This window comes from Caproicibacter fermentans (assembly GCF_014303955.1).
Lineage (GTDB): Bacteria > Bacillota > Clostridia > Oscillospirales > Acutalibacteraceae > Caproicibacter > Caproicibacter fermentans.
This window is the reverse complement of sequence record NZ_CP060286.1, coordinates 1,505,934-1,528,832: the sequence shown is the minus strand read 5'-3', so window position 1 is coordinate 1,528,832 and position 22,899 is coordinate 1,505,934. Positions and strand designations below refer to the sequence as shown.

22 protein-coding genes and 1 pseudogene are annotated in these 22,899 nt (G+C 55.6%); 12 read left to right on the top strand and 11 right to left on the bottom strand.

All coding sequences use genetic code 11. The features are described 5' to 3' along the window. Positions 1-9 precede the first annotated feature (9 nt). The 5 genes from HCR03_RS07565 (at position 10) to HCR03_RS07545 (ending at position 3,529) form a co-directional block, all read left to right on the top strand. On the top strand, positions 10-702 hold the full coding sequence (locus HCR03_RS07565; RefSeq protein ID WP_066649317.1) for a DUF421 domain-containing protein: 693 nt from the start codon (positions 10-12) through the stop codon (positions 700-702). A gap of 16 nt (positions 703-718) precedes the next feature. Further along, the gene (locus HCR03_RS07560; RefSeq protein ID WP_066649315.1) at positions 719-1,177 is read left to right on the top strand and encodes a YgaP family membrane protein; all 459 of its coding nucleotides are present in this window, start codon (positions 719-721) and stop codon (positions 1,175-1,177) included. Between the two features lie 53 nt (positions 1,178-1,230). Next, positions 1,231-1,575, top strand: coding sequence for a four-helix bundle copper-binding protein (locus HCR03_RS07555; RefSeq protein WP_066649311.1), 345 nt, complete (start codon positions 1,231-1,233; stop codon positions 1,573-1,575). A 90-nt stretch (positions 1,576-1,665) separates the two neighbouring features. Continuing rightward, entirely contained in the window at positions 1,666-2,478 is an 813-nt protein-coding gene (gene ku, locus HCR03_RS07550; RefSeq protein WP_066649308.1) for a non-homologous end joining protein Ku, read from the top strand. Positions 2,479-2,641: 163 nt separating this feature from the next. Then, complete coding sequence (locus HCR03_RS07545) at positions 2,642-3,529, top strand: fructose bisphosphate aldolase (RefSeq protein ID WP_187037447.1); 888 nt, start codon at positions 2,642-2,644, stop codon at positions 3,527-3,529. Positions 3,530-3,604: 75 nt separating this feature from the next. On the opposite strand, the gene HCR03_RS07540 is transcribed toward HCR03_RS07545, so the two are convergent. The 4 genes from HCR03_RS07540 to HCR03_RS07525 all read right to left on the bottom strand — a co-directional run bounded on the left by HCR03_RS07540 (position 3,605) and on the right by HCR03_RS07525 (position 7,529). Then, complete coding sequence (locus HCR03_RS07540; RefSeq protein ID WP_187037445.1) at positions 3,605-4,939, bottom strand: ABC transporter permease; 1,335 nt, start codon at positions 4,937-4,939, stop codon at positions 3,605-3,607. A gap of 1 nt (position 4,940) precedes the next feature. Next, positions 4,941-6,344: a COG1361 S-layer family protein gene (locus HCR03_RS07535; protein WP_187037443.1), complete on the bottom strand. Its 1,404-nt coding sequence runs from the start codon at positions 6,342-6,344 to the stop codon at positions 4,941-4,943. Between the two features lie 160 nt (positions 6,345-6,504). Next, positions 6,505-6,813 (bottom strand): hypothetical protein, encoded by a 309-nt coding sequence (locus HCR03_RS07530; protein WP_187037441.1) that lies wholly within the window; start codon positions 6,811-6,813, stop codon positions 6,505-6,507. Next, complete coding sequence (locus HCR03_RS07525) at positions 6,810-7,529, bottom strand: ABC transporter ATP-binding protein (protein WP_187037438.1); 720 nt, start codon at positions 7,527-7,529, stop codon at positions 6,810-6,812. The genes HCR03_RS07530 and HCR03_RS07525 overlap by 4 nt, the downstream gene beginning before the upstream one ends. Before the next feature lie 210 nt (positions 7,530-7,739). On the opposite strand from HCR03_RS07525, the gene HCR03_RS07520 reads away from it, so the two are divergent. After that, positions 7,740-8,987 (top strand): [Fe-Fe] hydrogenase large subunit C-terminal domain-containing protein, encoded by a 1,248-nt coding sequence (locus tag HCR03_RS07520; protein WP_187037436.1) that lies wholly within the window; start codon positions 7,740-7,742, stop codon positions 8,985-8,987. A gap of 70 nt (positions 8,988-9,057) precedes the next feature. Here HCR03_RS07520 and HCR03_RS07515 read toward each other — a convergent pair whose 3' ends face one another. After that, on the bottom strand, positions 9,058-10,131 hold the full coding sequence (locus HCR03_RS07515; RefSeq protein WP_187037434.1) for a M24 family metallopeptidase: 1,074 nt from the start codon (positions 10,129-10,131) through the stop codon (positions 9,058-9,060). A 208-nt stretch (positions 10,132-10,339) separates the two neighbouring features. Here HCR03_RS07515 and HCR03_RS07510 point away from each other — a divergent pair, with 208 nt between their 5' ends. Further along, positions 10,340-12,019: a DEAD/DEAH box helicase gene (locus HCR03_RS07510; RefSeq protein ID WP_156989773.1), complete on the top strand. Its 1,680-nt coding sequence runs from the start codon at positions 10,340-10,342 to the stop codon at positions 12,017-12,019. A 53-nt stretch (positions 12,020-12,072) separates the two neighbouring features. Here HCR03_RS07510 and HCR03_RS07505 read toward each other — a convergent pair whose 3' ends face one another. The 3 genes from HCR03_RS07505 to HCR03_RS07495 are packed head-to-tail and all read right to left on the bottom strand — an operon-like array spanning position 12,073 to position 13,723. Continuing rightward, a complete protein-coding gene (locus HCR03_RS07505) occupies positions 12,073-12,321 on the bottom strand; it encodes a heavy-metal-associated domain-containing protein (protein WP_166525051.1) in 249 nt (82 codons plus the stop codon). A 42-nt stretch (positions 12,322-12,363) separates the two neighbouring features. Continuing rightward, the gene (gene gpmA / locus HCR03_RS07500; protein WP_187037432.1) at positions 12,364-13,107 is read right to left on the bottom strand and encodes a 2,3-diphosphoglycerate-dependent phosphoglycerate mutase; all 744 of its coding nucleotides are present in this window, start codon (positions 13,105-13,107) and stop codon (positions 12,364-12,366) included. A gap of 16 nt (positions 13,108-13,123) precedes the next feature. Beyond that, on the bottom strand, positions 13,124-13,723 hold the full coding sequence (locus HCR03_RS07495) for a nitroreductase family protein (protein ID WP_187037430.1): 600 nt from the start codon (positions 13,721-13,723) through the stop codon (positions 13,124-13,126). A gap of 194 nt (positions 13,724-13,917) precedes the next feature. On the opposite strand from HCR03_RS07495, the gene cutA reads away from it, so the two are divergent. The 3 genes and pseudogenes from cutA (at position 13,918) to HCR03_RS07480 (ending at position 17,287) form a co-directional block, all read left to right on the top strand. Then, positions 13,918-14,256 carry a divalent cation tolerance protein CutA gene (gene cutA / locus HCR03_RS07490; RefSeq protein ID WP_066649278.1) on the top strand — a complete coding sequence of 113 codons (339 nt, stop codon included), beginning with the start codon at positions 13,918-13,920 and terminating at the stop codon, positions 14,254-14,256. A gap of 88 nt (positions 14,257-14,344) precedes the next feature. After that, positions 14,345-15,885 (top strand): annotated as a pseudogene (locus HCR03_RS07485) (gamma-glutamyltransferase family protein). Between the two features lie 406 nt (positions 15,886-16,291). Continuing rightward, positions 16,292-17,287, top strand: coding sequence for an SIS domain-containing protein (locus HCR03_RS07480; protein WP_187037428.1), 996 nt, complete (start codon positions 16,292-16,294; stop codon positions 17,285-17,287). A 157-nt stretch (positions 17,288-17,444) separates the two neighbouring features. Here the strand turns inward: HCR03_RS07480 and HCR03_RS07475 are convergent, their stop codons facing one another. The 3 genes from HCR03_RS07475 to HCR03_RS19755 are packed head-to-tail and all read right to left on the bottom strand — an operon-like array spanning position 17,445 to position 20,586. Next, positions 17,445-19,052, bottom strand: coding sequence for a Na+/H+ antiporter NhaC family protein (locus tag HCR03_RS07475; protein ID WP_187037426.1), 1,608 nt, complete (start codon positions 19,050-19,052; stop codon positions 17,445-17,447). Next, a complete protein-coding gene (locus HCR03_RS07470; protein WP_330601180.1) occupies positions 19,034-20,365 on the bottom strand; it encodes an amidohydrolase family protein in 1,332 nt (443 codons plus the stop codon). Before HCR03_RS07470 ends, HCR03_RS07475 begins: the two co-directional genes overlap by 19 nt. Before the next feature lie 44 nt (positions 20,366-20,409). Beyond that, complete coding sequence (locus HCR03_RS19755; RefSeq protein WP_228725146.1) at positions 20,410-20,586, bottom strand: hypothetical protein; 177 nt, start codon at positions 20,584-20,586, stop codon at positions 20,410-20,412. A 513-nt stretch (positions 20,587-21,099) separates the two neighbouring features. On the opposite strand from HCR03_RS19755, the gene frlD reads away from it, so the two are divergent. Together frlD and frlC are read left to right on the top strand one after the other, a co-directional pair. After that, entirely contained in the window at positions 21,100-21,915 is an 816-nt protein-coding gene (gene frlD / locus HCR03_RS07465) for a fructoselysine 6-kinase (protein ID WP_187037424.1), read from the top strand. Between the two features lie 149 nt (positions 21,916-22,064). Then, positions 22,065-22,895, top strand: coding sequence for a fructoselysine 3-epimerase (gene frlC, locus HCR03_RS07460; RefSeq protein WP_066644026.1), 831 nt, complete (start codon positions 22,065-22,067; stop codon positions 22,893-22,895). The last annotated feature ends 4 nt before the right edge of the window (positions 22,896-22,899 follow it).

Below are 22,899 nucleotides of genomic sequence, written 5' to 3'. Positions count from 1 at the left end.
GGAGCGCCCATGAGTACTTTGGTTTATGTGATTCGCTGCGTCCTTCAGCTTTTGGTTACCTGGCTCGGCATTCGGATCATCGGGAAAAAGTCCATCGCGCAGATGACCGGGTACGAGCTTTCTGGCATTCTTTTGCTGTCGACGGTGGCGGCGGAGCCTTTGGTTTATAAAATCGCCTCAAATGCCGCAATCGGGGTCGTGACGCTGGCCGTCGCGACACTGCTGATCGGAAAATTATCCCTCAAAGATAAATTCTACAATGTGGATTCCAAACCGAGCATTGTGGTCGCAAATGGCTCCCTGATCAAAAGCGAGCTGAAGAAGAATCAGATGAATGTTCCGTTTCTGCTTTCGCTGTTGAGGCTGAAGGGATACTCCAAACTGTCCGATGTGGAGTTTGCCATCATTGAGCCGAACGGAAATCTGTCTGTCATTCCAAAATCGCAGGAAAGGCCCGTCAAACCGAAGGACATCCGGATTTCAACTCCCTATGAAGGACTTTCGCTGCCCCTGCTCGTCGATGGAAAGGTGATTCAGGAAAATCTCGTCTATGCAAAGCTGGACCGCGGCTGGCTCATGGACCAGCTTGCCTCCGCGGGTTTCCCGGAGGAAAAGGATGTATTGCTGGCAGAGCTGGACAGCCAGGGGAATTTATCCGTCTTCAGAGAGAATGAGAGCGACGATTCCCCGAAAATCGTTTAGAAAGGAATTTGGGAATATGAAAAAATGTATTTTCCCGCCGACCGCGAAAAGAGTGGCTTACCATACCGCAAGTCAGGTCAATCAGGAGATCCGGGCGCAGACCGTCGACGGTCTGAACGCGATTCAGGGGTGCGGCGAGCCCGCCTTTACCGCCAGAATCCGCAAACTGGAGGAAGAGTGGAACACCGAGCGGTTTCTGGAGGCTCATGCGGCCTCCATTGTGCTGATGGCGTCGATCGGCGGTTATCAGAAGAAGAACTGCGCCTGTTTCGCATTGACAGGTTGCGCGGGCTTTTTCCTTCTCATGCACGCGCTTATGGGATGGTGCCCTCCGCTGCCCGTCATCAGGCGGTTTGGAATCAGAACGCCGGAAGAAATCAGCAATGAAAAATTCGCGGTTAAAATGCTGCGCGGGGATTTTTCCGCTCAGCCCGCCAACATGGATGAAATGCTCCAGCTGATGGAAAAAGATTAGGGTTTCCGCCGGGGCATTGATCAAATATATCATAACGGAAAAGAGGTGTTTTTATGGGAATCGTATCGACTGCGACCGACAAGTATCAGAAATGTATCGACCAGTGCAACCGGTGCGCGCAGGCCTGCGAAGAGTGTCTCAAGCTGTGCCTGAACGAACCGGACGTGCAGGCGAGGAAAAACTGCATCGCGACGCTGATTGAATGTGCCAGGTACTGCAGGGACGCCGCCTGCTTTATGTCTTTCGACGCGCAGTACGCGAAGGCTTTCTGCAATCTTTGCGCGACGGTCTGCAACAAATGCTCGGCGGATTGCGCCATGTTTAAAGACGACCACTGCGTCAAATGCGCCGACGAGTGCAAAAGCTGCGCGAACGAATGCTCCGCGATGGCACAGTAATCGGGGGGACCCGACGGCAAGCAAAAAATGAAATAATCAGCCTCTGTTTGAGCCATACTAAAGAAAAACTCGAACAGAGGCGATATTTTTATGGCGGTTGCTCATAAATCCGTGATTTCCTTCGGCCTTGTTGCCATCCCGATTGCCATGTATACGGCGACGCAGGACAACGATATTCATTTTAACCAGCTGCATAAGGAGGACAATTCCCGCATCCGATACAAAAAAACCTGTGCGCACTGCGGAAAGGAGATCGGGCCGGGGGACATTGTCAAGGGCTACGAGTACGACAAGGACCACTATGTGGTCGTGACGGACGAGGAGATCGAAAAAATCAAGACGGAAAAGGAAAAGTCGATTCAGATTCTTCACTTTGCACAGCTGAACCAGATTTCTCCCGTTTATTACGATAAAACCTATCAGATTATCCCGCAGCCGGGCGGCGAAAAGGCGTTCGAGCTGCTTCGCCGGGCGCTGATGGACGAGCAGAAAATCGCGATTGGAAAAGCTGTTTTCGGTACGCGGGACACGCTGATGGCAATGATCCCGCGGGAGGACGGGATGCTGATTTCAACCATGTTTTATGAGGATGAGGTCAAAGCGCTGCCGAAAAGCTACAATCGCCCTCAGGTGGCGGAGCAGGAGCTGAAAATGGCGCAGGCCCTGATCGATACCATGGACACGCCCTTTCAGCCGTCGGAGTATCACGACGAATATCAGGTCAAGCTGAAGGAGCTGATCGAAAAAAAGATCGGCGGGCAGGAGATCGTCGCCGCCAAAGAGGAAAAGGAGGGCGGCAATGTCATCGATCTGATGGAGGCGCTGAAAGCCAGCCTGGACCAGAACAAGGATAAGGCGGCGCCAAAAGGCAGGAAAAACTCCAAAAAGGAAAAAGGCGCGTAAAATGCGGCTCCTTTGCGGCAAAAACAGGAAAAGTTATTGAAATTGGAATGGAAAAAGAATATAATGATGCTGGAAAATGTTTCAATCATCCGACTACCGTTTTTTACCGGCGGGCCAATTTGATATTGAGCCCCTGACCGAACCAAGGAATGGAGGCATTTTTATGAATCAGGAACAAATGGAACGCATGGAACACGGAAAGGGTTTTATCGCCGCGCTGGACCAGAGCGGCGGAAGCACGCCGAAGGCGCTTCTGGCTTACGGCATCGGGGCGGACGCGTATTCGAACGATGAGGAAATGTTTCGTCTGGTGCATGAAATGAGGACCCGGATCGTCAAAAGCCCCGCGTTTTGTTCGGACTATATTCTGGGAGCCATTCTGTTTGAAAATACGATGGAACGCAAAATCGACGGTTCCTATACCGCTGATTACCTCTGGAACAGCAAGGGGGTCGTACCGTTTTTGAAGGTGGACAAGGGACTTGCGCAGAAGGAAAACGGCGTTCAACTGATGAAGCCGATGCCCGGCCTGGACCAGCTGCTGCAAAAAGCCGTTCAAAAGAACATATTCGGCACAAAAATGCGCTCGGTGATCTGGCTTGCGGACAAAGAAGGAATCCGCGCCGTGGTGGAGCAGCAGTTTACCCTTGCGCGGCGGATCGCGGCGGCGGGCCTGGTTCCGATTGTCGAACCGGAGGTCGATATTCACAGCGGGGAAAAAGAAGAAGCGGAGAAGCTTTTGAAGGATGAAATTAAGAAACAGCTTTTCCGGCTTTCGCCGGATACCCGCGTGATGCTGAAGCTGTCCATCCCGACGAAGGACGACTTTTACCTTGATTTGATGGAAGATCCGCATGTGGTTCGCGTGGTCGCGCTGTCCGGCGGTTATTCGCAGGAAGAAGCGGATGAAAAACTGGCGCGCAACCACGGCCTGATCGCAAGCTTTTCGCGCGCGCTCGCGCAGGGGCTATCGGCGGGGCAGTCGGACAAAGAATTCGACCTGACGCTCTCCGAATCCGTCCGCGCGATCTATCGGGCGTCCGTCACATGAGCTTGCCGCAGGCGTGAAAAAAGGCAGGAGTCCGCGCAGTTTGCGCGGGCTCCTGCCTTTTCGGTTATTTTGCGTTTATTCCTGCTTGATCGCGGTCAGCGCGCTGATTTTCATTGCGCGGTTCGCGGGCAGAATGCCCGAAATGAGGCCGACCATTGTGGAAAAAACAAGGGAAGCGAACACCAGCCAGAGCGGTATGATCGAAATATTGCCGCCCATGCCGAAAATACCTCCCTCCTGCCCGGACGTTGCCGCTTTTGCCGCCAAAGAGTTTAAAAGCGCCGAAATACCATAGCTGATTCCGATTCCCGCCGCGCCGCCGAGAAAACCGATGGTTCCCGCTTCCACCAGAAACATGGCGCGGATATTCCACACGATGCAGCCCAGAACTTTCATAATTCCGATTTCACGCGTGCGTTCGTAAATCGACATGACCATGGTATTGGTGATGCCGAGCGCCGCGACCAAGAGGGAAATGGCTCCCAGTCCGCCCAGTATCATCTGAATGGTGCGCAGCTGTTTTTCCATTGCGTCGCGCTGGCTTTCCATGCTGTAGGACTGGTACCCCAGGTCCGTAATCTGCTGCACGGCGTCCGGCACGGCTTCAATGGAGTCCATTTTGATGACGATCTGGCTGTAGGAATCCTGGGACTCGCTGCTTTTCACGTTGTTCAGTTTGTTGTATTTTGCCTTGAGCTCCTTGGCGTAGTCAATATCCATAAAGATGCAGTCGCTCGGGTTCGGGTTTTTGCTGTAATCCTGTGCCAGAACGCCGAGCACATTGAGTTTGACGTCTTTTTTTCTCGCCGTGGAATCCTCCGGAAGATTGACGCTGAGCGTGAATTTATCCTTTTCCAAATCCACGAACGGTTTCGGCATGTTTCCGTTTTTGTCCGGCGTGCGGTCCATCATGCCGTCATTTTGCCGTTTGGGGTCCATAAAATCGTATCCGGATTCGCTGCCGAACAGAATGTCCGTCTTTTTAAAGTCGGAGCCGGGCAGATTTCCGCTTTCCGCCTGAAAACCGAACGTTTTCAGCGTGTCCATCGCGACGCCGTAGACCATGGCGCTGAACTGATACTTCCGGCAGCTGACGGTTACGCAGGACGGGTCCAGATAATAGACCGGCGTGATGGCGGTCACATTCGGAAGCTTCTGCATGTTTTTCAGCGCTTTGTCGTCCAGACTGCCGGACCCCCTGGAACCTCCGCCGCCGTAAACGGTGACGACGGTCAGGTCGCCCATGCTTTTCATCATGTCCTCCATGCTCTGCCGCATCCCGAACCCGAGCGAAAGCATGACGATGATGGCGCAGGTGCCGATGACGACGCCCATGACGGTCAGCACCGTGCGGACGCGGCGGTGAAACAGGTTGGAAAGGGACATTGCAATCATGTCGCGGAACTTCATGTCATATTCCCCCGCCGGGCGTGTCGTCGTAATCTTCCGCTTCTTCCAGCAGACGCATTTTTTTGGCTTTCCGCTTTTTCAGGAAAAATACGATGCCCGCGGCGACGACTGCCGCGCTGGCCGCAATGCCGGCCCACAGTTTCCAGCCCGGTCCGGTTTTTTCCGGATTCGCCCCCGGCGTGCCGTCCGGGTTGAGGCCGTCCGCCCCGCCCATCGTCGGCGCCTCCGCGGCCTGAACGTCGCAGGAAAAATCCTTGGCAACCGTCAGAACCTTTCCGGAGGCGTCCTCATAACTGAACGTGGCCGTTCCGGATAAAGAGCCTTCCTTCTGCGGCGTCAGGTTCGCCTGAAAGGAATCGCTTGCGCCGGAATCCAGATTGCCGATGTACTGGCTGCTTTCTTCCGTGTCGAAATTCCCTTTCAATTCGACGGATACGTTGTAGACCTTGCTTTTCCCCTTGTTGACGTAATCGATGCTGATCTGCCCGGCTTCGCCCATATAAAACGGATTGCTCAGAACGGGGTCGCCGACTTCAAAGCGGATGGGCTGCGCGAGCGGAATGGTAATGGTCTCCTCGGAGGTCAGGGTCTGCCGTTTCCCGTCGACCACCGCGTCGTAGCTGAAATTGACGATCACCCCGTAGGAATTCGGGGCGGCGTCGGCTTTCGGCAGCAGCGCGATTTCTTTTTTTACGCTGGCGTTCGAGCCGAGGGAGGGGATAAAGAACGTGTTCGAGGACTGGGACGGCGTAAAAACGCTTCCGACGGCCGTTGACTTGTCGGAATCCGAATCCCCCGTATCCGAGCCGACGGTCATTTTGCAGTTGTCGATGGGGACGGAGCCGGTGTTGCGCACGTTCATGACCAGGTTGAATTCCTGCCCGCCGGTGACGGCCTTTCCGCCGAAGTCGTAGCTTTCGATGATCAGCTGCGGCTTGCTGTCGCCGACCTCGCCGGTGTCGTCCTTTCCGGCCTTGGTGCCCGTGATCGGGAGATAGATTTTGGAGGAGGCCGCGGTCACGTCGTCTGCGGAAAGCGAGACGGCCACGGGGTAGCTCCCGGTCGTCATTTTGGAAAGGCACTTGAGCGGATAGGTGACGGTCGTCGTCGCACCGGCGTTCAGGTTCCCGAGCGTTTTGGTGTCGGTTTCGCCGCTGATGCTGACGCCCTCCGCGCCGGAGAGGTCCAGAACGGAAACCGCGTGGGTGCAGGCCAGGCTGCTCGAGTTTTTCACGGTCAGGGTGAGGCTGAATTTTTCGCCCTCCTTCACCGGCGTGTGGTCCAGCTTGTAGGAGCTGACCGTCAGGCGCCCGTCGTTTTCCGTTTCCGAGCTGGAATCCAGCTTGTTAAACACCAAGTACTCGACGGTAAATTTCAAGTCATGGCCGTCTGCTTGAGCAATCACTTTGTCGTCTTTATCATATGCACTATAATATGTAATGGTAAGTTTCAAAACGCCATAGCCGCTTCCGGTGCGTTTTAGATATTTTTGGGGTATATATAAATCATAGGATATAGCATTATCATCGGAGTCGTCAGGACCAACCGAGGTTGCGGTATATTCCTTAATGGCTGACAGAAATAGAATCACTAGCTTCAGTAACATCTGCTTTAACAGTATAACCGCAGATAAGATTATTATCGTTTTGCTTAAAATCGTCGAACTTTGTGATGTCTTGAGAAAATTTCAAGTCCACATCAAACGGGCTCCCGACTCCCGGTTCCGCCGGCGTCACCGTCGCAGTGGCGCGCGGGTCCGGTACCTTATCTGCGGTTGTGCTTGCGGCTGCCGGCGCCGGTGTCACTAACACAGCCGAAAGCGACAGCGCCGCAGACAGCAGCAGCGCCGCCGCCCTTCCTTTTTTCTTTCTCATGATTCAGGTTCCTCCTTTTTCCCCGCTGCTGCGGGATTGCTTTCGTCCGAGACCTTGCATCCGTCGTGGATGGTGATGATGCGCTCGGCGTATTTTGCAATTTCCGGGTCGTGCGTCACGATGATCAGGGTCTCGCCGTATTTCCGCGCCATCGCGACCATCAGGTCCATGACCTCCTGCCCGGTTTTGCTGTCCAGATTCCCGGTCGGCTCGTCGGCGAAAATCAGCTTCGGTCTTGCGACAAAGGCGCGCGCGATGCCCACGCGCTGCTGTTGGCCGCCGCTCATCTGGGTCGGCCGGTGAAGCAGCCGGTCCCCGAGCCGCACCGCGCGAAGCATTTTGACCGCCTTCCCGGTTCTGAGCTCTTTTGCGACCCCTCGGAACGCGAGGGGCAGCGCGACGTTTTCAATGGCGGTCATGGTCGGCAGCAGATTGTAGGACTGAAAAATAAAGCCGACGTTTTTCTGGCGGAACAGAGCCCACTGCTTTTCAGAGTACTTGGTAACGTCCGTGCCGCCGATGATCACGCTGCCGCGCGACGGCCGTTCCAGACCGGCCATGACGTTCAGCAGCGTGGATTTTCCGGAACCGGAGGTCCCCAGAATACAGCAGATTTCCCCCTGCGCGACGCTTAAACTGATTCGGCCCAGCGCGACGACTTTTTCCGTGCCGATATGATACACCTTCCGGATGTCGCGGATGCTGATCATGTCCATAGAATTCCCCCTTCGGACCGAGTCCGCATTTCTCCCAAAATATAACAATTCTCATTGTATTCTAATTCTTTATATTTTTCAATAAACAAAGTTGTAACAATCTTTTTCCGGCCGGATCGGTCTGAACCAAAGCAGGAATTTTCGGCATATCTGCTAAAAGCGAACAAAAAGGGAATTATATCAGGGAAGCAAGGAAAGAGGGCGATTCCGATGACATTTGACGAGTTGTACAAAAGGCTGGTCAGGGCCTCCGTTCAGGACAGGCTGCCGGAGGAGCTGGAGCAGGTTCGGCGGGAAAAATACGATCCGCACCAGCTGGACTGCCTGCTGAACCCGGAGCGTCATCCGCCGGTGATCCGCATCGGGGACTGCGCCTGCTCGGAAAACGACCGCGCGGCCTGTGCGGGAAAATGCCTGTTCGATGCGCTGTACCGGGACGAGAAGGGAAACCTGACGGTAAACAAAGAGCTTTGCGTCGGGTGTGAGGATTGCGTGGAAGCCTGCAAGGCGCATAAGCTGACGGAAAGCCGCGATATTCTGCCCGCTCTGGAAGCAATTCATCACTCCGGCGCGCCGGTCTACGCGATGATTGCCCCGGCGTTTATCAACCAGTTCAGCGGCAGGGTCACGCCGGGCAAGCTTCGCACGGCCTTTAAGCGCATCGGTTTCGCCGGGATGGTGGAGGTCGCGCTGTTTGCGGATATCCTGACGCTCAAGGAGGCGCTGGAATTCGACCGCAATATTCTGAAAGAAGAGGATTATCAGCTGACCAGCTGCTGCTGCCCCATGTGGATCGCGATGATCCGCCGGGTCTATCACGAGCTGATTCCGCATGTTCCGGGGTCCGTTTCCCCCATGGTCGCCTGCGGCCGGTCGATCAAAGCGCTGTATCCGCAGGCGCTGACCGTCTTTATCGGCCCGTGCCTCGCCAAAAAGGCCGAGGCGCGCGAAAAGGATGTGGCGGATTCGACCGACCATGTTCTCACTTTTCAGGAGATGCGGGACATCTTCGATTTTGCCGGAATCGACCCCGCGGAAATGCCGGAGGACGAGCGCGACCACTCTTCCCGGGCGGGTAGGATTTACGCGAGCACGGGCGGCGTGAGCGAGGCGGTTCAGAAGACCGTGAAGCGGCTGAACCCCGACCGGAAAATCACGGTGCGCGCCGCGCAGGCGGACGGAGTGCCGGGCTGCAAAAAAATGCTCGGCGACGTTCTGGAAGGAAAAATCACGGCGAATTTCATCGAGGGCATGGGGTGCGTCGGCGGATGCGTCGGCGGGCCGAAGGCACTGATTCCGGCGGAGGAGGGACGCAGGAACGTCTACCGCTATGGGGACGAGGCGACGTACCCGACGCCGATCGACAATCCCTTTGTCATCGAACTGCTGCACCGGCTTGGATTCGACACGGTGGAGAGCCTTTTGGAGCACAGCGATATTTTCACGCGAGATTTCTAGCAAAAAAAAACAGGAAGTTTGTTTTTTGCTCAAACTTCCTGTATATTGACGCTTGGTTATTACTGATTGTTTATGAAATCACGGTCAGATCCTTCGTGTAACGGTTCAAAACCTCGCAGCCGGAGTCCGTCACAAGCACAAGGTCTTCGATTCGCACGCCGAATTCGCCCGGCAGATAAGCGCCCGGTTCGACGGAAAACACCATGCCAGGCCGGGCGATCACCCCGCAGGAGGGGCCGTTGTCCGGCGACTCGTGGCAGTCGAGTCCGCAGCCGTGGCCAAGCCGGTGCGTGAAGTATTTCCCGTAACCCGCCTGTTCCAGCACGCGCCGCGCCTCGCGGTCGATTTCGCTCATCGGCACGCCGGGGCGGATGAAAGTTTCCGCCGCCAGGTTTGCGCGTTTCACCGCGTCGTAAACTTCCCGCTGCCGCGCTCCCGCGCTGCGGAAAAAGACGGTTCGCGTCATGTCGCACCAGTAGCGGTGAATCGGGTTGAACAGGTCGAGAACAACGCAGTCGCCGTCTTTTAAGACGGTGTCGGACGGTTCGTGATGCGGATCGGCCGCGTTTGCGCCGAACGAGGCGATTTCAATTTCGGGGGAGTGGTCGCCGCCGTTTTGGGCGTACAGATTCTGAACGGCGAGCGCAATTTCGTTTTCCCGGGCGCCTTCGCGCACCATGCCGACCGCCGCGGCCATGACACGGTCGTTGATCCGGGATGCGTGACGCATCGCCTCGATTTCTTCCTCGTCCTTTCGCATGCGGGCAAGGTCGATCGGCGCGGAGCCTTCGACGGGCGTCAGATCGCTTCTGCTTTGCAGAAGGCCGATCAGAAATCCGGCTTTCCAGGTTTTGTCGATTCCGATTTTACCGGGCCGCAATGCGGCGGACAGGCCGGCCACCGGATTTTCGCCGTCCTTGTGCAGAATCAGTTCCAGCCCTTCCTGGGGCCGCAGGCAGAACAATTCGTTTCCGAACAGCTTTGCGGTGCCGTCGTCGCGCAGGTACAGCGCGAACATGCGCTCAAACGGCTCCACCCAGATTCCGGTCAGGTAATAAACGGACGGGGCGGCCGTTATCAGAATCTGGCTCAATCCTTCTTTTTGCATCTGATCAATGACTTTTTTCAGTCGTTTTCGGTTCATTGCTTTCTGCTTCCTTCCAGCTTGTGTAAAATTATTTTACCGTTTTCCGGCCCTGTTTTCAAGTTGGAATTTTGAGGATACGAAGGCTTTTGTGACAAAATCTGTGAAGAAAACCGAAAACGGACCGACTCTGTGCATATAGGATTCCTTTCCGATCTATGCTATAATAAAGGGAAATAAAAAATAATATTGAGATTAAGGAAGCAACATGCAGTTTAAAGAATTGAATTTATTACCAGAAATTTTACGCGCGGTGGAAGAAATGGGATATACCTCCGCAACAGACATTCAGTCGGGATCGATTCCCCTGATTCTGGAGGGCAGGGACCTTATCGGGCGTTCCAGCACGGGAACGGGAAAAACCGCCGCGTTCGGCATTCCGGTCGTGCAGATGACGGCGCTCGGCGACGGCTCCAGAGGGCAGGCGCTGATTCTGAGCCCGACGCGGGAACTTGCCATGCAGATCAGCGACGAAATACACAAATACTCAAAATATCTCAGCCGGATTGGAATCTCCACGGTATGCGGCGGGCAGTCGATGCCGGGGCAGATCCACCAGCTTAAAACCGCGCAGATCGTCATCGGCACGCCGGGGCGCGTCATGGATCATTTGCGCCGCAGAACGCTGACGCTCGATAATTTGCGGACGGTAGTCCTCGACGAAGCGGACGAAATGCTGAACATGGGCTTTTTGGAGGATATTCAGACCATCCTGAAGCAGGCGCCGGAAAAAAGGCAGACCGTGCTGTTCAGCGCGACGATTCCGCCGGCGATTATGGCGATCACAAAGGATTTCCAGACCGACCCCGCCATGGTAGCGGTGGACGGAGGCCAGAAGACCGTGGACGGCATTTCGCAGTTTTATTACCGCGTGCCGCAGAAAGACAAAGTGAATGCGCTCAAGCTTCTTCTGGAATATCACCGCCCGAAGCGCGCGCTGATTTTCTGCAACACGAAAAAAATGGTAGAGGAGCTTTGCACCGACCTGAACGACAGCGGATTTCAGGCGGCAGCCCTGCACGGCGACATGAAGCAAAGCCAGCGCACGCAGGTTATGAACGATTTTAAACACGGCCGCAGCAGCCTGCTGATTGCGACCGACGTTGCAGCGCGCGGCATCGACGTTGAGGATATCGACGCGGTTTTCAATTTTGATATTCCGCAGGAAAACGAGTATTATATCCACCGGATCGGTCGGACCGGGCGTGCGGGCCGGACGGGTTCATCCCACACGCTCGCGGCGAACCGGAGCCAGATGGAGCGGATGCGGTCGCTGGAACGGTTTATGAATGCAAAAATCAGCGAGGCCGCGGTTCCGGATCTTGAAGAGATCCATGAGCGGCGTCTGAAGAAATTCCTGGGGAATTTAAAGGAGCTTGCGGATGAAAACAGCGGCGAAACGTGGATTCCCTACTTGAAATCGCTGGAAGAGCAGGGATATTCTCCGCTGCGGGTGGCTGCCGCGCTTTGCACGCTGACCGCCGGAAAAAACCGCAGGCTTGATTCTGTCCGCAATATCCGCCGGGTGCAGCCGGAACCGGAGAAAACCGGGACGATGCGGGTTCATGCGGACATCGGAACCAACGACAAAATCAGGCCCGAAATTCTGATTGCGGAAATCGCCGCCGCCACGGGGCTCCCGGTCGGCGCGATCGGAAAAATCAATATTTACCGGGAATATGCCACGATTGAGCTTTCCGAGAAAGACGCCGCTTTGGTTGCCCGAAAAATGTCCGCGTGGAAGTTCCGCCAGCGCACGGTTCATTTTACCGTTTCCGGAAAGACCGGGCAGCAGGAGCGCCGGCAGGGAACCCCAAAAAAGAGCTGGCGAGGGCAAGGCAAAGGGGGAGCGCCCTACCGGGGCCGCAGAACCGCAGGAAAAAAATAGAGCTGTAAAAATCAAGAAAAGCCGCGCGGCTGCAATTTATCCGCGCGGCTTTTTTACATTTTGTGTTCCTGCCAGTGCTCTGCTTCAATGGAGCATCCGCATTCGCCCAGCTTGTTGCGAAGGCGGTCCGGTCCGGTGCCGGTCGTATCGTAATCGACGGCGACCCTGTCGCGGTCTCTGCTGATGCTTACGGAGATCACTCCGGGAATCGAATCGAGATTGCGCTTGATTTCTTCACAATTTCTCTGATCTTCCGGATGCTTCAAGCTGAAATAAACGCTTGCTTTTGAGATAAAAATCACCTCCCCGCTTAGTATGTGCTGCGGGGAGGTTTCTATCAGAGTTTACTGTTTCTTTCCCTGGTTTGCAACGCTCTCGATTTTTGCCCGGATCAAATTCGGGTCGCCAAGGTATTTCTTCTCCGTTACATTCCAGTTTTCGTCAAAGGTATAGACCAAGGGAACGCCGGTTGGGATGTTCACTTTGGTAATTTCCTCTTTTGACAGCTTTTCGAAATGATAGACCAGAGCGCGAAGGGAGTTCCCGTGGGCAGCAATCAGGACGCGCTTTCCGTTCTGCATTTCTTTGCGAATCGTTTTTTCAAAATACGGAACGACGCGGGCAATGGTGTCTTCCAGACTTTCTCCGAGCGGCAGCTCCTGCGGCGGGGCGGCACGGTATTGCTCCAGACGGCGGGGATTCCGGTCGTCGTCCTCGTTGAGGAGGGGCGGCCGGACGTCGAAGGAGCGCCGCCACACCCGCACCTGCTCTTCGCCGTATTTCTGCGAGGTTTCCGCTTTGTTCAGCCCCTGAAGCGCACCGTAATGCCGCTCGTTCAGCTTCCAGCTTTTCATGACCGTCAGCCATTCCCGGTCGAGCTGCTCTAAAGCGAGGTTCAGGGTGCGGATGGCTCTTTTTAAATACGAAGTATAGCAGAGGTCGAAGTCAAAACCCTCCCGGCGGAGCAGTTCGCCCGCATTTGCGGCTTCCTGCCTGCCGGTGTCGGTCAGGTCAACATCCGTCCAGCCGGTGAACAGATTCTTTTTGTTCCATTCGCTTTCTCCGTGCCGAACCAAGACCAGTTTCATCTGCGGGCCTCCGTTTCTACCGAAATACTTTGACTCGTTCGTCTACGGGCAGATTTTCCTTTGGACCAGGGTTTCCCGTCACACTGCCGAACGGCATTTGACCCAGCAGCTTCCAGTTCTTCGGAGCGCTCCAGTGCTGCCTCACTTTTTCATCAATCAGCGGGTTGTAGTGCTGCAGGCTCGCGCCGAGCCCGGCTTCTTCCAGCGCGCTCCAGACGGCCAGCTGCAGCATCCCGGAGGACTGAAGGGACCAGACCGGGAAATTATCCTTATATAAAGGAAAGTGTTCCTGCAGGCCGGTGACAACGTCCTGATCTTCAAAATAGAGGACGGTTCCGGTTCCGCCGCGGAATGAGTCGATTTTTTCTTCCGTCTTTGAAAAGTTTTCTGCGGGGACGATCCCTTTCAGAATGGCTTTGGTGTCATCCCACAGCTTGTCGTGTTCCTTTCCAAACAGAACGATTGCCCGGGAACTTTGCGAGTTGAATGCGCTTGGCGACGCGATGACTGCGCGGCGCACGATGGAGAGAATCTCTTCCTCTGAAACACTGGGTTCTTTGCCGATGGAATAAACGGATCGACGGTTTTCCAGCACTTTTAAAAAGGTATCGGTCATAGGGAGCACCTCATTTCTTTTGATCTTTTCTCTGCTATCATCATACCCTGAATTTATGGTAAAATCCACCGGTGAAACACAGAAATTTTAGGGAAAAAACGAAGGATTTTTATATAATAATAAATATCGTTCTTATATTAGTTTACAGGTTGAAATCCGAAGATTATAATAAAACAAAGAAAGGAGGGTCGGCGTTGGAATTTGAATTTTGCAAAATGGAAATTTTTGTTCCGGTCACTCATCTGGAAGAAATCCGGCAGGCGCTGCAAAGAGCAGACGCGGGTCATATCGGAAATTATGACAGCTGCCTTTCCTACGGCGAAGTAACCGGTTGCTGGCGACCTCTGGAAGGAAGCCGCCCTTACAGCGGGGAAGTCGGCCGGCTTTGCACCGGCAGAGAGTACAAGGTGGAAGTCATCTGCAAACAGGAAAAAGTGGACGAAACCATCCGCGCCGTGAAAGCGGCGCATCCCTACGAGGTGCCGGTGATCAATGTGATTCCGCTGTACCGCACGGGACTTTCGCAGGAATAACTTAAAAATCGGGGGGGGAATAAGGTTGGATCGAAACGAATTATACCGGTATTCTTCGACCCGCAAAGTGGTATTCGGGACGAAAGGGATGGTTGCGACTTCCCAGCCTCTGGCCGCGCAGGCCGGGCTGGACATCCTTAAAAAGGGGGAAACGCCGTTGACGCGGCGGTCGCGGCCGCCGCGGTTCTTACCGTTACGGAACCGATGTCCAACGGGATCGGCGGCGACGCGTTTGCGCTGGTCTGGACGAAAGGCCGGCTGCACGGCCTGAACTCCAGCGGCCGGTCGCCGGCTTTGCTGAATACCGAGGCCGTCCGGGAGAGAGGCTGCGATGAGGTCCCGCGTTTTGGGTGGCTGCCTGTGACCGTTCCGGGCGTTCCGGCCGCCTGGGCAAAGCTTTCCGGCGCCTTTGGAAAGCTTTCTCTGGCGCAGACGCTGGAACCCGCAGCAAGTTATGCAGAAGAAGGCTTTCCGGTCGCGCCTGTGACCGCGTTCAACTGGAAGCGGTTCGAGCGGGGATCCCTCGAAGCATTAAAAGGGACGGAATATGCCCCGCTTCATCGGGCTTTTTTCCCGGAAGGAAGGGCGCCGCGGGCGGGGGAACGGTTCCGTTTGCCCGAACTGGCGGCGACTTTGCGGGAACTGGCCGAAACCGGATGCGGCAGCTTTTACCACGGACGGCTGGCGGAGAAAATCGACCGCTTTTCACAGGAAACAGGCGGACTGCTGCGAAAAAGCGATCTGGAGCAGCATTCGTCGGACTGGGTGGACCCCATCAGCGTTCGTTACCGCGGGTATGAGGTCTCGGAGATTCCACCGAACGGGCACGGGATTGTCGCGCTGATGGCGCTCAATCTTTTGAAAGGATTTCCGATGGAGAGCAGGGACAGTGCGCTTTGCATTCATCGCATGATCGAATCGTTGAAGCTGGCCTACGAAGACGGCAGAGAATTTGTGAGCGACCCGGCGACAATGAAAGTATCCCCCGAGGCTTTACTGAGTGAATTGTATGCGGAAGAGCGGCGCGGGCTGATCGGCGACCGGGCGATTCTTCCCAAGGCGGGACAGCCTGAAAAGGGAGGCACGGTGTACCTTTGCACGGCGGACGGCGAAGGGAATATGGTTTCCTACATTCAAAGCAGTTACTGCGCCTTCGGCTCCGGCCTGGTGGTGCCGGGAACGGGGATCTCGCTTCAAAACCGCGGCATGAATTTCTCCATGAATCCGGAATCGGGAAACTTCATCGGCCCGGAGAAGCGCTCCTACCATACGATTATTCCCGCGTTTCTTGCAAAGAACGGAGTTCCGGTCGGGCCGTTCGGGGTGATGGGCGGGTTTATGCAGCCGCAGGGGCATCTGCAGGTTGTGACGAACACGGTGGATTTCGGGCTGAACGCACAGCAGAGCCTGGACGCTCCGCGCTGGCGGTGGCTCGGCGGAAAAAAAGTTGAGGTGGAGCGCGACTTTCCCGATCATCTGGTCCGGGAACTTTCGGAGCGCGGACATGAGGTCAGCATTGCGGCGGAACCGACCGAATTCGGCAGGGGGCAGATTATCTGGAGAGATCAGGACGGAGTCTTGACGGGCGGAAGCGAATCACGCGCGGACGGTCAGGTCGCCGCGTGGTGATAATTCCCTAAACCGGCGAAAAGCAGTGCGAGGTTTCATTTCGCATCGCTCCAGACTGTTGAAAAAGTCCAGCGAAAGCTGGGCTTTTTTGCTGTAAAGCGGTAAGATAGGAACAAGTGGTGAAAGACGCCGGAACGGAGGAAACAACCAACAGCACTGTTTTCAGCATACGTTTTCTGTTTATATCTCCAATTATGTCAAAAACAAGTCTGTGTAAGAGGGGCCAAATCAGCCGAGGATTCCCGAAAAACCGCTCGGGAATAGCCGTAGATAAATTTTGGACTAGTTTTTAGTATAACTTGTACATTGATTTTGTCGGCGTTCTTCTTTATAATAAAGGTGCAAGCAACAACCTGTCGACTTATTTATACCATTTTAGCTTTCACTTTTAGAAAGGATTGATTTTGTGCTAAAATTTGACGAGCAGAAACAGATTGAAAGTGTGGCGGGGGCGCTGGCCCTGCGCGGCAAAGTTGAAAAAATCGTGGATTCCATTTGCGAAAAAGGGTACGACGGTGTTTATTATATCGGCATCGGCGGAACCTACGCTTCCGCCCTGCAGGCCGTGAATCATATCAAAAGCATGAGCTCCGTACCGGCTTTTGTGGAAAACGCCGCCGTGTACACAACCACGGGGAACCGCCGCATCGGAGAAAAGTCCGTTGTGGTAATTTCCTCGGTGACGGGCTGCACGGAGGAAATGGTAGAGGCTGTGAAAAAAGCCAAAGAGCACGGCGCGTGCGTCATCGGTTTTGTCGATGTGAAAACAGCCGAGCTTGCGAAGATGGTTGACTATGAAGTTGCGTATCCCGCCAACGAACAGCTGAAGTTTTTCATGGTCGCGGACCGTTTTATGAAAAATAACGGAGACTTTTCCGACTACGACAGGTATTATGCCGAGATGGAGCGGTATCTGCCGCAGGCCCTGGCGGATGTGGAGAAGGAGTCCGATGAATTTGGCCGGAATTTCGCCGAAGCGCATAAGGACGACGCCATTCATTATTTTGTAGGCGCGGGCGCACAGTACGGCGCAACCTATTCCTATGCCATGTGTTATTGGGAGGAGCAGCACTGGATCCGCACCAAGTCGATCCACGCGGCGGAATTTTTCCACGGGATGCTGGAAATTGTAGACCGCGACACTCCGGTAACCGTGTTCGTGGGCGAGGACGCGGAGCGCCCGCTTGCGGAGCGCGTTGCAAACTTTTTGCCTCGCATCTGCGGCAATTACACTGTGATTGATACCAAAAAATTTCAGCTGACAGGGATCAGCCCGGAGTTCCGCGGGTATATCTCCCACCTTGTTATGCACGCAGTCACGCAGCGAATCGACGCGTATCTTGAGCTGATCAACCGGCACCCGATGGAGATTCGCCGCTATTACCGCAGACTGGATTACTGATCCCAGCTCTCCGCTCCTCTTAGAAACGAAGCTCGAACGGGGAAGGAGAAAGCCTGAGTCAAACAAAATGCGCCTCGAATCGGTCGTTCCGATTCTGGGCGCATTTTTAATCCGGAATGGTAAAAACTTTCGTTGCCCGGCTCTTCATCAGACAGGTTCAGCCCGTCCGCCCGCGTCCGGTCTTTAACCCCGACGCCCTGCGGTGAAGGAACGCGATGGCTGCCAAAAGCAGAAAAAGGCCTGTGCCGAGGGTCAGCCATACGTTGGCGTTTGTAAACCCGGCCACAAGGTAGCCGGCAATGCAGCAGGACGCCACCAGAACGGCGTAGGGCATCTGAGTGGAGACGTGATCCATGTGCGGGCAGCCCGCCCCTGTGGAAGAGAGAATCGTCGTGTCCGAAATCGGGGAGCAGTGGTCCCCGAATACGCTTCCCGCCAGAGTCGCGGAGAGCGATACGACCAGCAGGGCCGGCGCGACGGCTTCCGCGATTGGGACGACGATGGGGATCAGAATCCCGAAGGTTCCCCAGGCCGTGCCCGTGGAAAAGCTGAGGAATGCGGCGGTCACGAAGATCAGCGCCGGAAGCAGTTCGCCCGGAATAGAGCCGCCGAACGCGTTTTTGACAAATTCCGCGGTTTGCAGCAGGTCGCGGCACACGCCGCTGATCGTCCAGGCCAGCAGAAGGATGGTGCAGGCGGGCACCATCGTTTTAATGCCGTCCGTGACGCCCCGCATGAAATCCTGAAACGTCATCAAACGGCGCGGAAGAAACAGGGCGGCTGAAACGGCCAGCGCGCCAAAGCATCCCCATGTCAGCGCGGATGCGGCCGTGCAATTGCCGAATGCGGCGCCAATGCTGTGGCGATAGGCCGGGTCGGCGCCCCAGTAGCCGCCGTTGTAGAGCATACCGGCGACGGAAAAAATAATCAAGGCGCCGACCGGCAGCAGCATGTCGGCGACGGTTCCCCGGCCGGATGCGCTGGCCCCGGCTTCTTCCGGGGATTCCACCGCGCCCAGCTCGCCAGCGCGCGCCATGGCTTCCCGCTCGGCCATCGGCCCGAAGTCCAGGTCTTTCAGGCACATCGTCCCCACCATCACAAGCGACAGGATCGCGTACAGGTTAAATGGAATCGCGGCCAGAAACGCGGAAAAATCGCTGTCGAAGCGCCCGGTGGAACGAAGGTTGCTCCCAACTGCGGCGGCCCAGGACGAAACGGGTGCGATGATGCAGACCGGCGCCGCCGTCGAGTCGATGATGTACGCCAGTTTCGCCCGTGACACACGGTATTTGTCCGTGACGGGCTTCATCACTGTGCCGACCGTCAGGCAGTTAAAGTAATCGTCGATGAAAATCAGAATGCCCAGCAGGCTTGTCGACAGAAGCGCGGCCCGCTTCGAACGGATTTTGGAAGTTGCCCACCGTCCGTAAGCGCCGCTTCCGCCGGCGAGCGACGCAACGGAGACCAGCGACCCCAGCAGGCAGCAGAATATGATAATGTACAAATCGGCCTTGTCCACCATGACCGCAAATGCGGTTTCAACGGTTCCGGCCAGCGGATTGAGGCCCGTCCCCAGAGCATAGAGAAACGTGCCGGATAAAATGCCCACCATCAGAGAAGTGATCACTTCTTTTGTGAAGAGAGCCAGAGTGATTGCGAGGATCGGCGCCAGCAGGGAAAGCCACCCCCGCGTAGTACGGTTGCAAATTTGTTTTCCTCCCTGTATTGCTTTTCCGCCCAAGGGGCTCAGCGCAGAGAATCCCATACGACCTGTCCGTCCACAAGGGTGAGGCATACCTGCGCGGCGCGCGCCTCATCGGGCGGGGCTTGGAACAGATTGGTATCCAGAACGGCAATATCGGCCAGCTTTCCGGCCTCCAGCGTGCCAAGCTCCGTTTCGCGGCCGAGGTTGTATTGCCCGCCGCGCGTCCACGCGGTCAGCAGCTCGCCCACCGTCAGCGTGTTTTGCCGATTGAACGGCTCGCCGCCCTCCGGGAACAGCCCGTACACCGAGTGGTAGACCGACTCGGGTATGTTGTCGACCAGGAGGGGCAGGTCCGTGGCGCACGAGAGGACGACGCCGCTGTCCTGCATTTTCCGGCGGTTCCAGTAGTTGCGCCCGCGTTCCGTGCCGATCTTTTCCCGGATCATGGCAAGCTTGCCCGCGCGGTCCGCGATCGACATGATCTGCGGGTAAACCTCCGCCGTGACGCCCAGACGCCCCATGCGCTCCAGATCGGCCGGATCGCTGCATTCCAGGTCCGTCATCGCGTGGCGGTTCAGGACTTTGCCGTCCGGTCCGCGACGGCATTTTTCAAAGATATCCAGCGTTTTGCAGATGGCCGCGTCGCCCTGAGCGTGGAGCGAATACCGAAAGCCTTCGGCGTCGGCCGCCAGCGTGTCTGCCTCAAGCCCCGCCCAGTCGATTTTCTTCGCGCAGCATGTGTCCGCGCAGAGATAAGGCTCCTTCATTTCCGCTTCCAGCTGGCTGATGGAGCCGTCCGTCATTTGATTGTAGCCGGAAAAGCGGACGAAGCCGCCCGAAAAACGGCTGCGCATGGCCTTGCCGTATTCCAGGTTCATCGGCGCGCCGACGGGCTGGCTCATAAAATGCACGCGCATGGAAAGCGCGTCCTCCTGCTCCAACTGTCCGAGCGCGTCCGGAAAGCCGTAAAAATCGTCGAATCCCATTTCCTTGACGGAGGTCACGCCCCTGGCGTTGAGCATGGTAAGATAATTCCGGAAAGCGGGGACGGAGCGTTCCTGGTCCTTTAACAGCGCGCGCAGCAGCCGCCAGCAGTTTTCGGACCAGCAGGCGTCCGGAGGGAAGCCGTAGGTAGTTTCCGCCGCGGAGTTCATCCAGCAGGAGTCGCCGCCGCTTACAAACAGGACGGCGGGAGTTTCGCCGAACGTCTCGTCCATCACCTCTTTTTTCGGCGGGCCGATTTCCGGGCGCACGCCGCGGCCGAGGATCAGGGCTCCCCCGCAGGCAAGCGCGCCCGGGCTCGATTTCGCCATGCGGATCACTTCGTCCGCCGTCCGCGCGTCGGAGAGCAGAGCCCCCGACTGCGTCAGCAGATAGCCGGTGAAAAAGCAGTGCGTATCGCAGAAGCCGGGACAGATCAGCCTGTCCCCCAGTTCGTAGATCCATGTGGACGGGCCGGCGAAATCGGAGCCGTCCCCCCGCCGACGGCGGCAATCCGGTTGCCGGCAACGGCGACGAAGCCCGGACGGGGTCTTTCGCCGCTGCCGGTAAAGACGGCGTTGGAACGGAGCAGAAGATCAGAAGCTTTCAACATAGTATAACACTCCTCACAAAAAACTGGAAACGGTGACATCTGCGGGAGGCGCGGTTTTTCCCCGGCGCAGAACGGACAAAAGAAGCGGATGGGTGTTATGTATAAGATGTGATATATTACATACCAATCAAATATAGCACAGATCATCTGACGGCGCAATGCAAAATACGCTATGAGGGTGAATTTCAGCAAGTTTTACAACTGAAACGAGAATATTTAGACAACATATTAAATTTTTAGAGAAAGATCGTCAAAAATTGGTTTAACTGTATTTATATTTAAAACATATAAGAATGGATATAGGAGATTTTTCCTAAATATAAGCAAGGTATTTTGTTGTAATCTATAAAAATTATATTATTATAACCGTAATATTGACAATCTTGTAAAAATAGTGCTATGATCATGGCATAAATGGTATGTTTATATAGAACACATATATAAAAACTAACGAAGCATTTGTTTCATCGGAAACCGTTTCCATACTGCTTCAAACGATGGGAGGTTTTTAAGATGAAAGTAGCTGCAATGGGTGATAACTGTATTGACCTGTACGAACGCCTGGGAAAAAAATACCCGACGGGGAACGCGGTGGATACAGGGGTGAACCTGCGAAAGCTCGGCATCCCGGTTTCCATCATCAGTACGACGGGAAACGACGACAACGGACGATGGATGCTTGAGACGCTGAGGAAGGAAGGGATTGATACCAGTCATTTAAAGACCGCCGACGGACCGACGGCTGTCACTTACATGGAGATGGACGGAACGGACCGCGTGCACGGGGAGTATGCGGAGGGTGTTTTGGAGACGATCACATTTGACGAGGACGACATCGCGTTCGCGTCGGAGCACGACTTGGTGCATACGGCGCTCTGGGGAAAGGCCGAAGCAGCGCTTCCCGCGATTCATTCGCGCGGCGTTCCGGTCAGTTTCGACTACGCGGACCGGCTGGACCATCCGCTGGTGGAAACGACGCTGCCTTACGTGGACTACGGATTTTATTCGTACCACAAGGCGCGGGATCCGTTCATCGAGGCTTTCCTGAAGGACAAGGTGAACCGCGGGATGAGGATCGCGGTGGCTACGTTCGGCGAAAAGGGAAGCCTTGCGTGGGATGGAAGGGATTTTTACGACGGTCCCGTTTTTCCCGCGAAAGTCGTCAACACGGTGGGCGCGGGCGACAGCTTTATCGCGGGCTTTTTGTCCGGTGCTCTGCGCGGGCGCTTTGTCCCGGAATGTCTGGAAACCGGCGCGCGCGTCGCCTCGGAAGTTGTAGGAGTCTTTGAACCCTGGACGGACCTCTGCGTTAATTTTGAAAAGAGATAAAAAAGGAGCGAAAGAACTTGACCCTGCCGATTCACGACAATTATATCACGGGTATCGGAAAACCTGCCCACTGTCATTTCAGACCGGCGACCAAGCAGGAACGCCTTTGATTTTTCCCGCAAAAACAATTATACGAGGAGAGATAACTTATGAAGCTGGGACTGTTTACCTCCGGCTATCAGCGCAACCCTTTGGAGGACTGTTTTCTTGACGCCAAGCGATTCGGCTATGATTATATCGAGCTTTGGGGCGGCCGCCCGCACGCCTTCGCCCCAGACCTTGCGTCCGGGGATATCCGCGGGCTGAACCGGCTGATTGAAAAATATGAGATGCCCGTGCTCGGTTATACGCCGGAACATAACGCGTACCCTTACAATTTTATGATCGGAAGCGAAGCGCAGCGCGAGGACGCGGTGAATTACCTGAAGCTGAGCCTTGATATGGCGAAGAAAATGGGGGCGGACTACATGCTGGTTTCTCCCGCGCACGCGGGGTACCTCGCCACCTACGAGGAGATCTGGGACCGTATGACCCGCACCTTGAGGGAACTGACCGAATATGCGGAAAAAGTCGGAGTCCGCCTCGTGGTGGAGCCGCTGACCCCGTATGAATCCAATGCGTTTAAAAGCGCAAATGACCTGCTGGAGCTGTTCCGGCGCATCGATTCCCCTTTTCTTGTCGGAATGTGCGACATCGTGCCGCCGTTTGTTCAGCATGAAAGCATCATGGCGTATCTGGAAAAGCTCGGGGGAAAAATGTACCATATGCACATCATCGACGGCGAGCAGGGGACGGACAGCCACATCATGCCGGGCGAAGGTTCCATCCCCATGCCGGAGCTGTTTCAGGAGCTGAAGGATTTCGGTTATGAGGGAACCGCGACGCTGGAGCTGGTCCTCGGTTATATCAACGAGCCCCGCCTGTACGCGCGCCGGGCCGTCCGGAATGTCCGCGCGATGATGGAGCAGGCCGGCTGGTGACAGG

Excerpts from the sequence above, each read along its gene's own strand:
- HCR03_RS07565 (WP_066649317.1), top strand. The coding sequence starts at position 10 with ATGAGTACTTTGGTTTATGTGATTCGCTGCGTCCTTCAGCTTTTGGTT.
- HCR03_RS07515 (WP_187037434.1), bottom strand. The coding sequence starts at position 10,131 with ATGAACCGAAAACGACTGAAAAAAGTCATTGATCAGATGCAAAAAGAA.
- HCR03_RS07555 (WP_066649311.1), top strand. The coding sequence starts at position 1,231 with ATGGGAATCGTATCGACTGCGACCGACAAGTATCAGAAATGTATCGAC.
- HCR03_RS07540 (WP_187037445.1), bottom strand. The coding sequence starts at position 4,939 with ATGAAGTTCCGCGACATGATTGCAATGTCCCTTTCCAACCTGTTTCAC.
- HCR03_RS07495 (WP_187037430.1), bottom strand. The coding sequence starts at position 13,723 with ATGACCGATACCTTTTTAAAAGTGCTGGAAAACCGTCGATCCGTTTAT.
- frlD (WP_187037424.1), top strand. The coding sequence starts at position 21,100 with ATGAAAGTAGCTGCAATGGGTGATAACTGTATTGACCTGTACGAACGC.
- HCR03_RS07510 (WP_156989773.1), top strand. The coding sequence starts at position 10,340 with ATGCAGTTTAAAGAATTGAATTTATTACCAGAAATTTTACGCGCGGTG.
- HCR03_RS19755 (WP_228725146.1), bottom strand. The coding sequence starts at position 20,586 with ATGTTGAAAGCTTCTGATCTTCTGCTCCGTTCCAACGCCGTCTTTACC.
- HCR03_RS07475 (WP_187037426.1), bottom strand. The coding sequence starts at position 19,052 with ATGGGATTCTCTGCGCTGAGCCCCTTGGGCGGAAAAGCAATACAGGGA.
- frlC (WP_066644026.1), top strand. The coding sequence starts at position 22,065 with ATGAAGCTGGGACTGTTTACCTCCGGCTATCAGCGCAACCCTTTGGAG.
- HCR03_RS07545 (WP_187037447.1), top strand. The coding sequence starts at position 2,642 with ATGAATCAGGAACAAATGGAACGCATGGAACACGGAAAGGGTTTTATC.
- HCR03_RS07560 (WP_066649315.1), top strand. The coding sequence starts at position 719 with ATGAAAAAATGTATTTTCCCGCCGACCGCGAAAAGAGTGGCTTACCAT.
- HCR03_RS07525 (WP_187037438.1), bottom strand. The coding sequence starts at position 7,529 with ATGGACATGATCAGCATCCGCGACATCCGGAAGGTGTATCATATCGGC.
- ku (WP_066649308.1), top strand. The coding sequence starts at position 1,666 with ATGGCGGTTGCTCATAAATCCGTGATTTCCTTCGGCCTTGTTGCCATC.
- gpmA (WP_187037432.1), bottom strand. The coding sequence starts at position 13,107 with ATGAAACTGGTCTTGGTTCGGCACGGAGAAAGCGAATGGAACAAAAAG.
- HCR03_RS07520 (WP_187037436.1), top strand. The coding sequence starts at position 7,740 with ATGACATTTGACGAGTTGTACAAAAGGCTGGTCAGGGCCTCCGTTCAG.
- HCR03_RS07530 (WP_187037441.1), bottom strand. The coding sequence starts at position 6,813 with ATGAGAAAGAAAAAAGGAAGGGCGGCGGCGCTGCTGCTGTCTGCGGCG.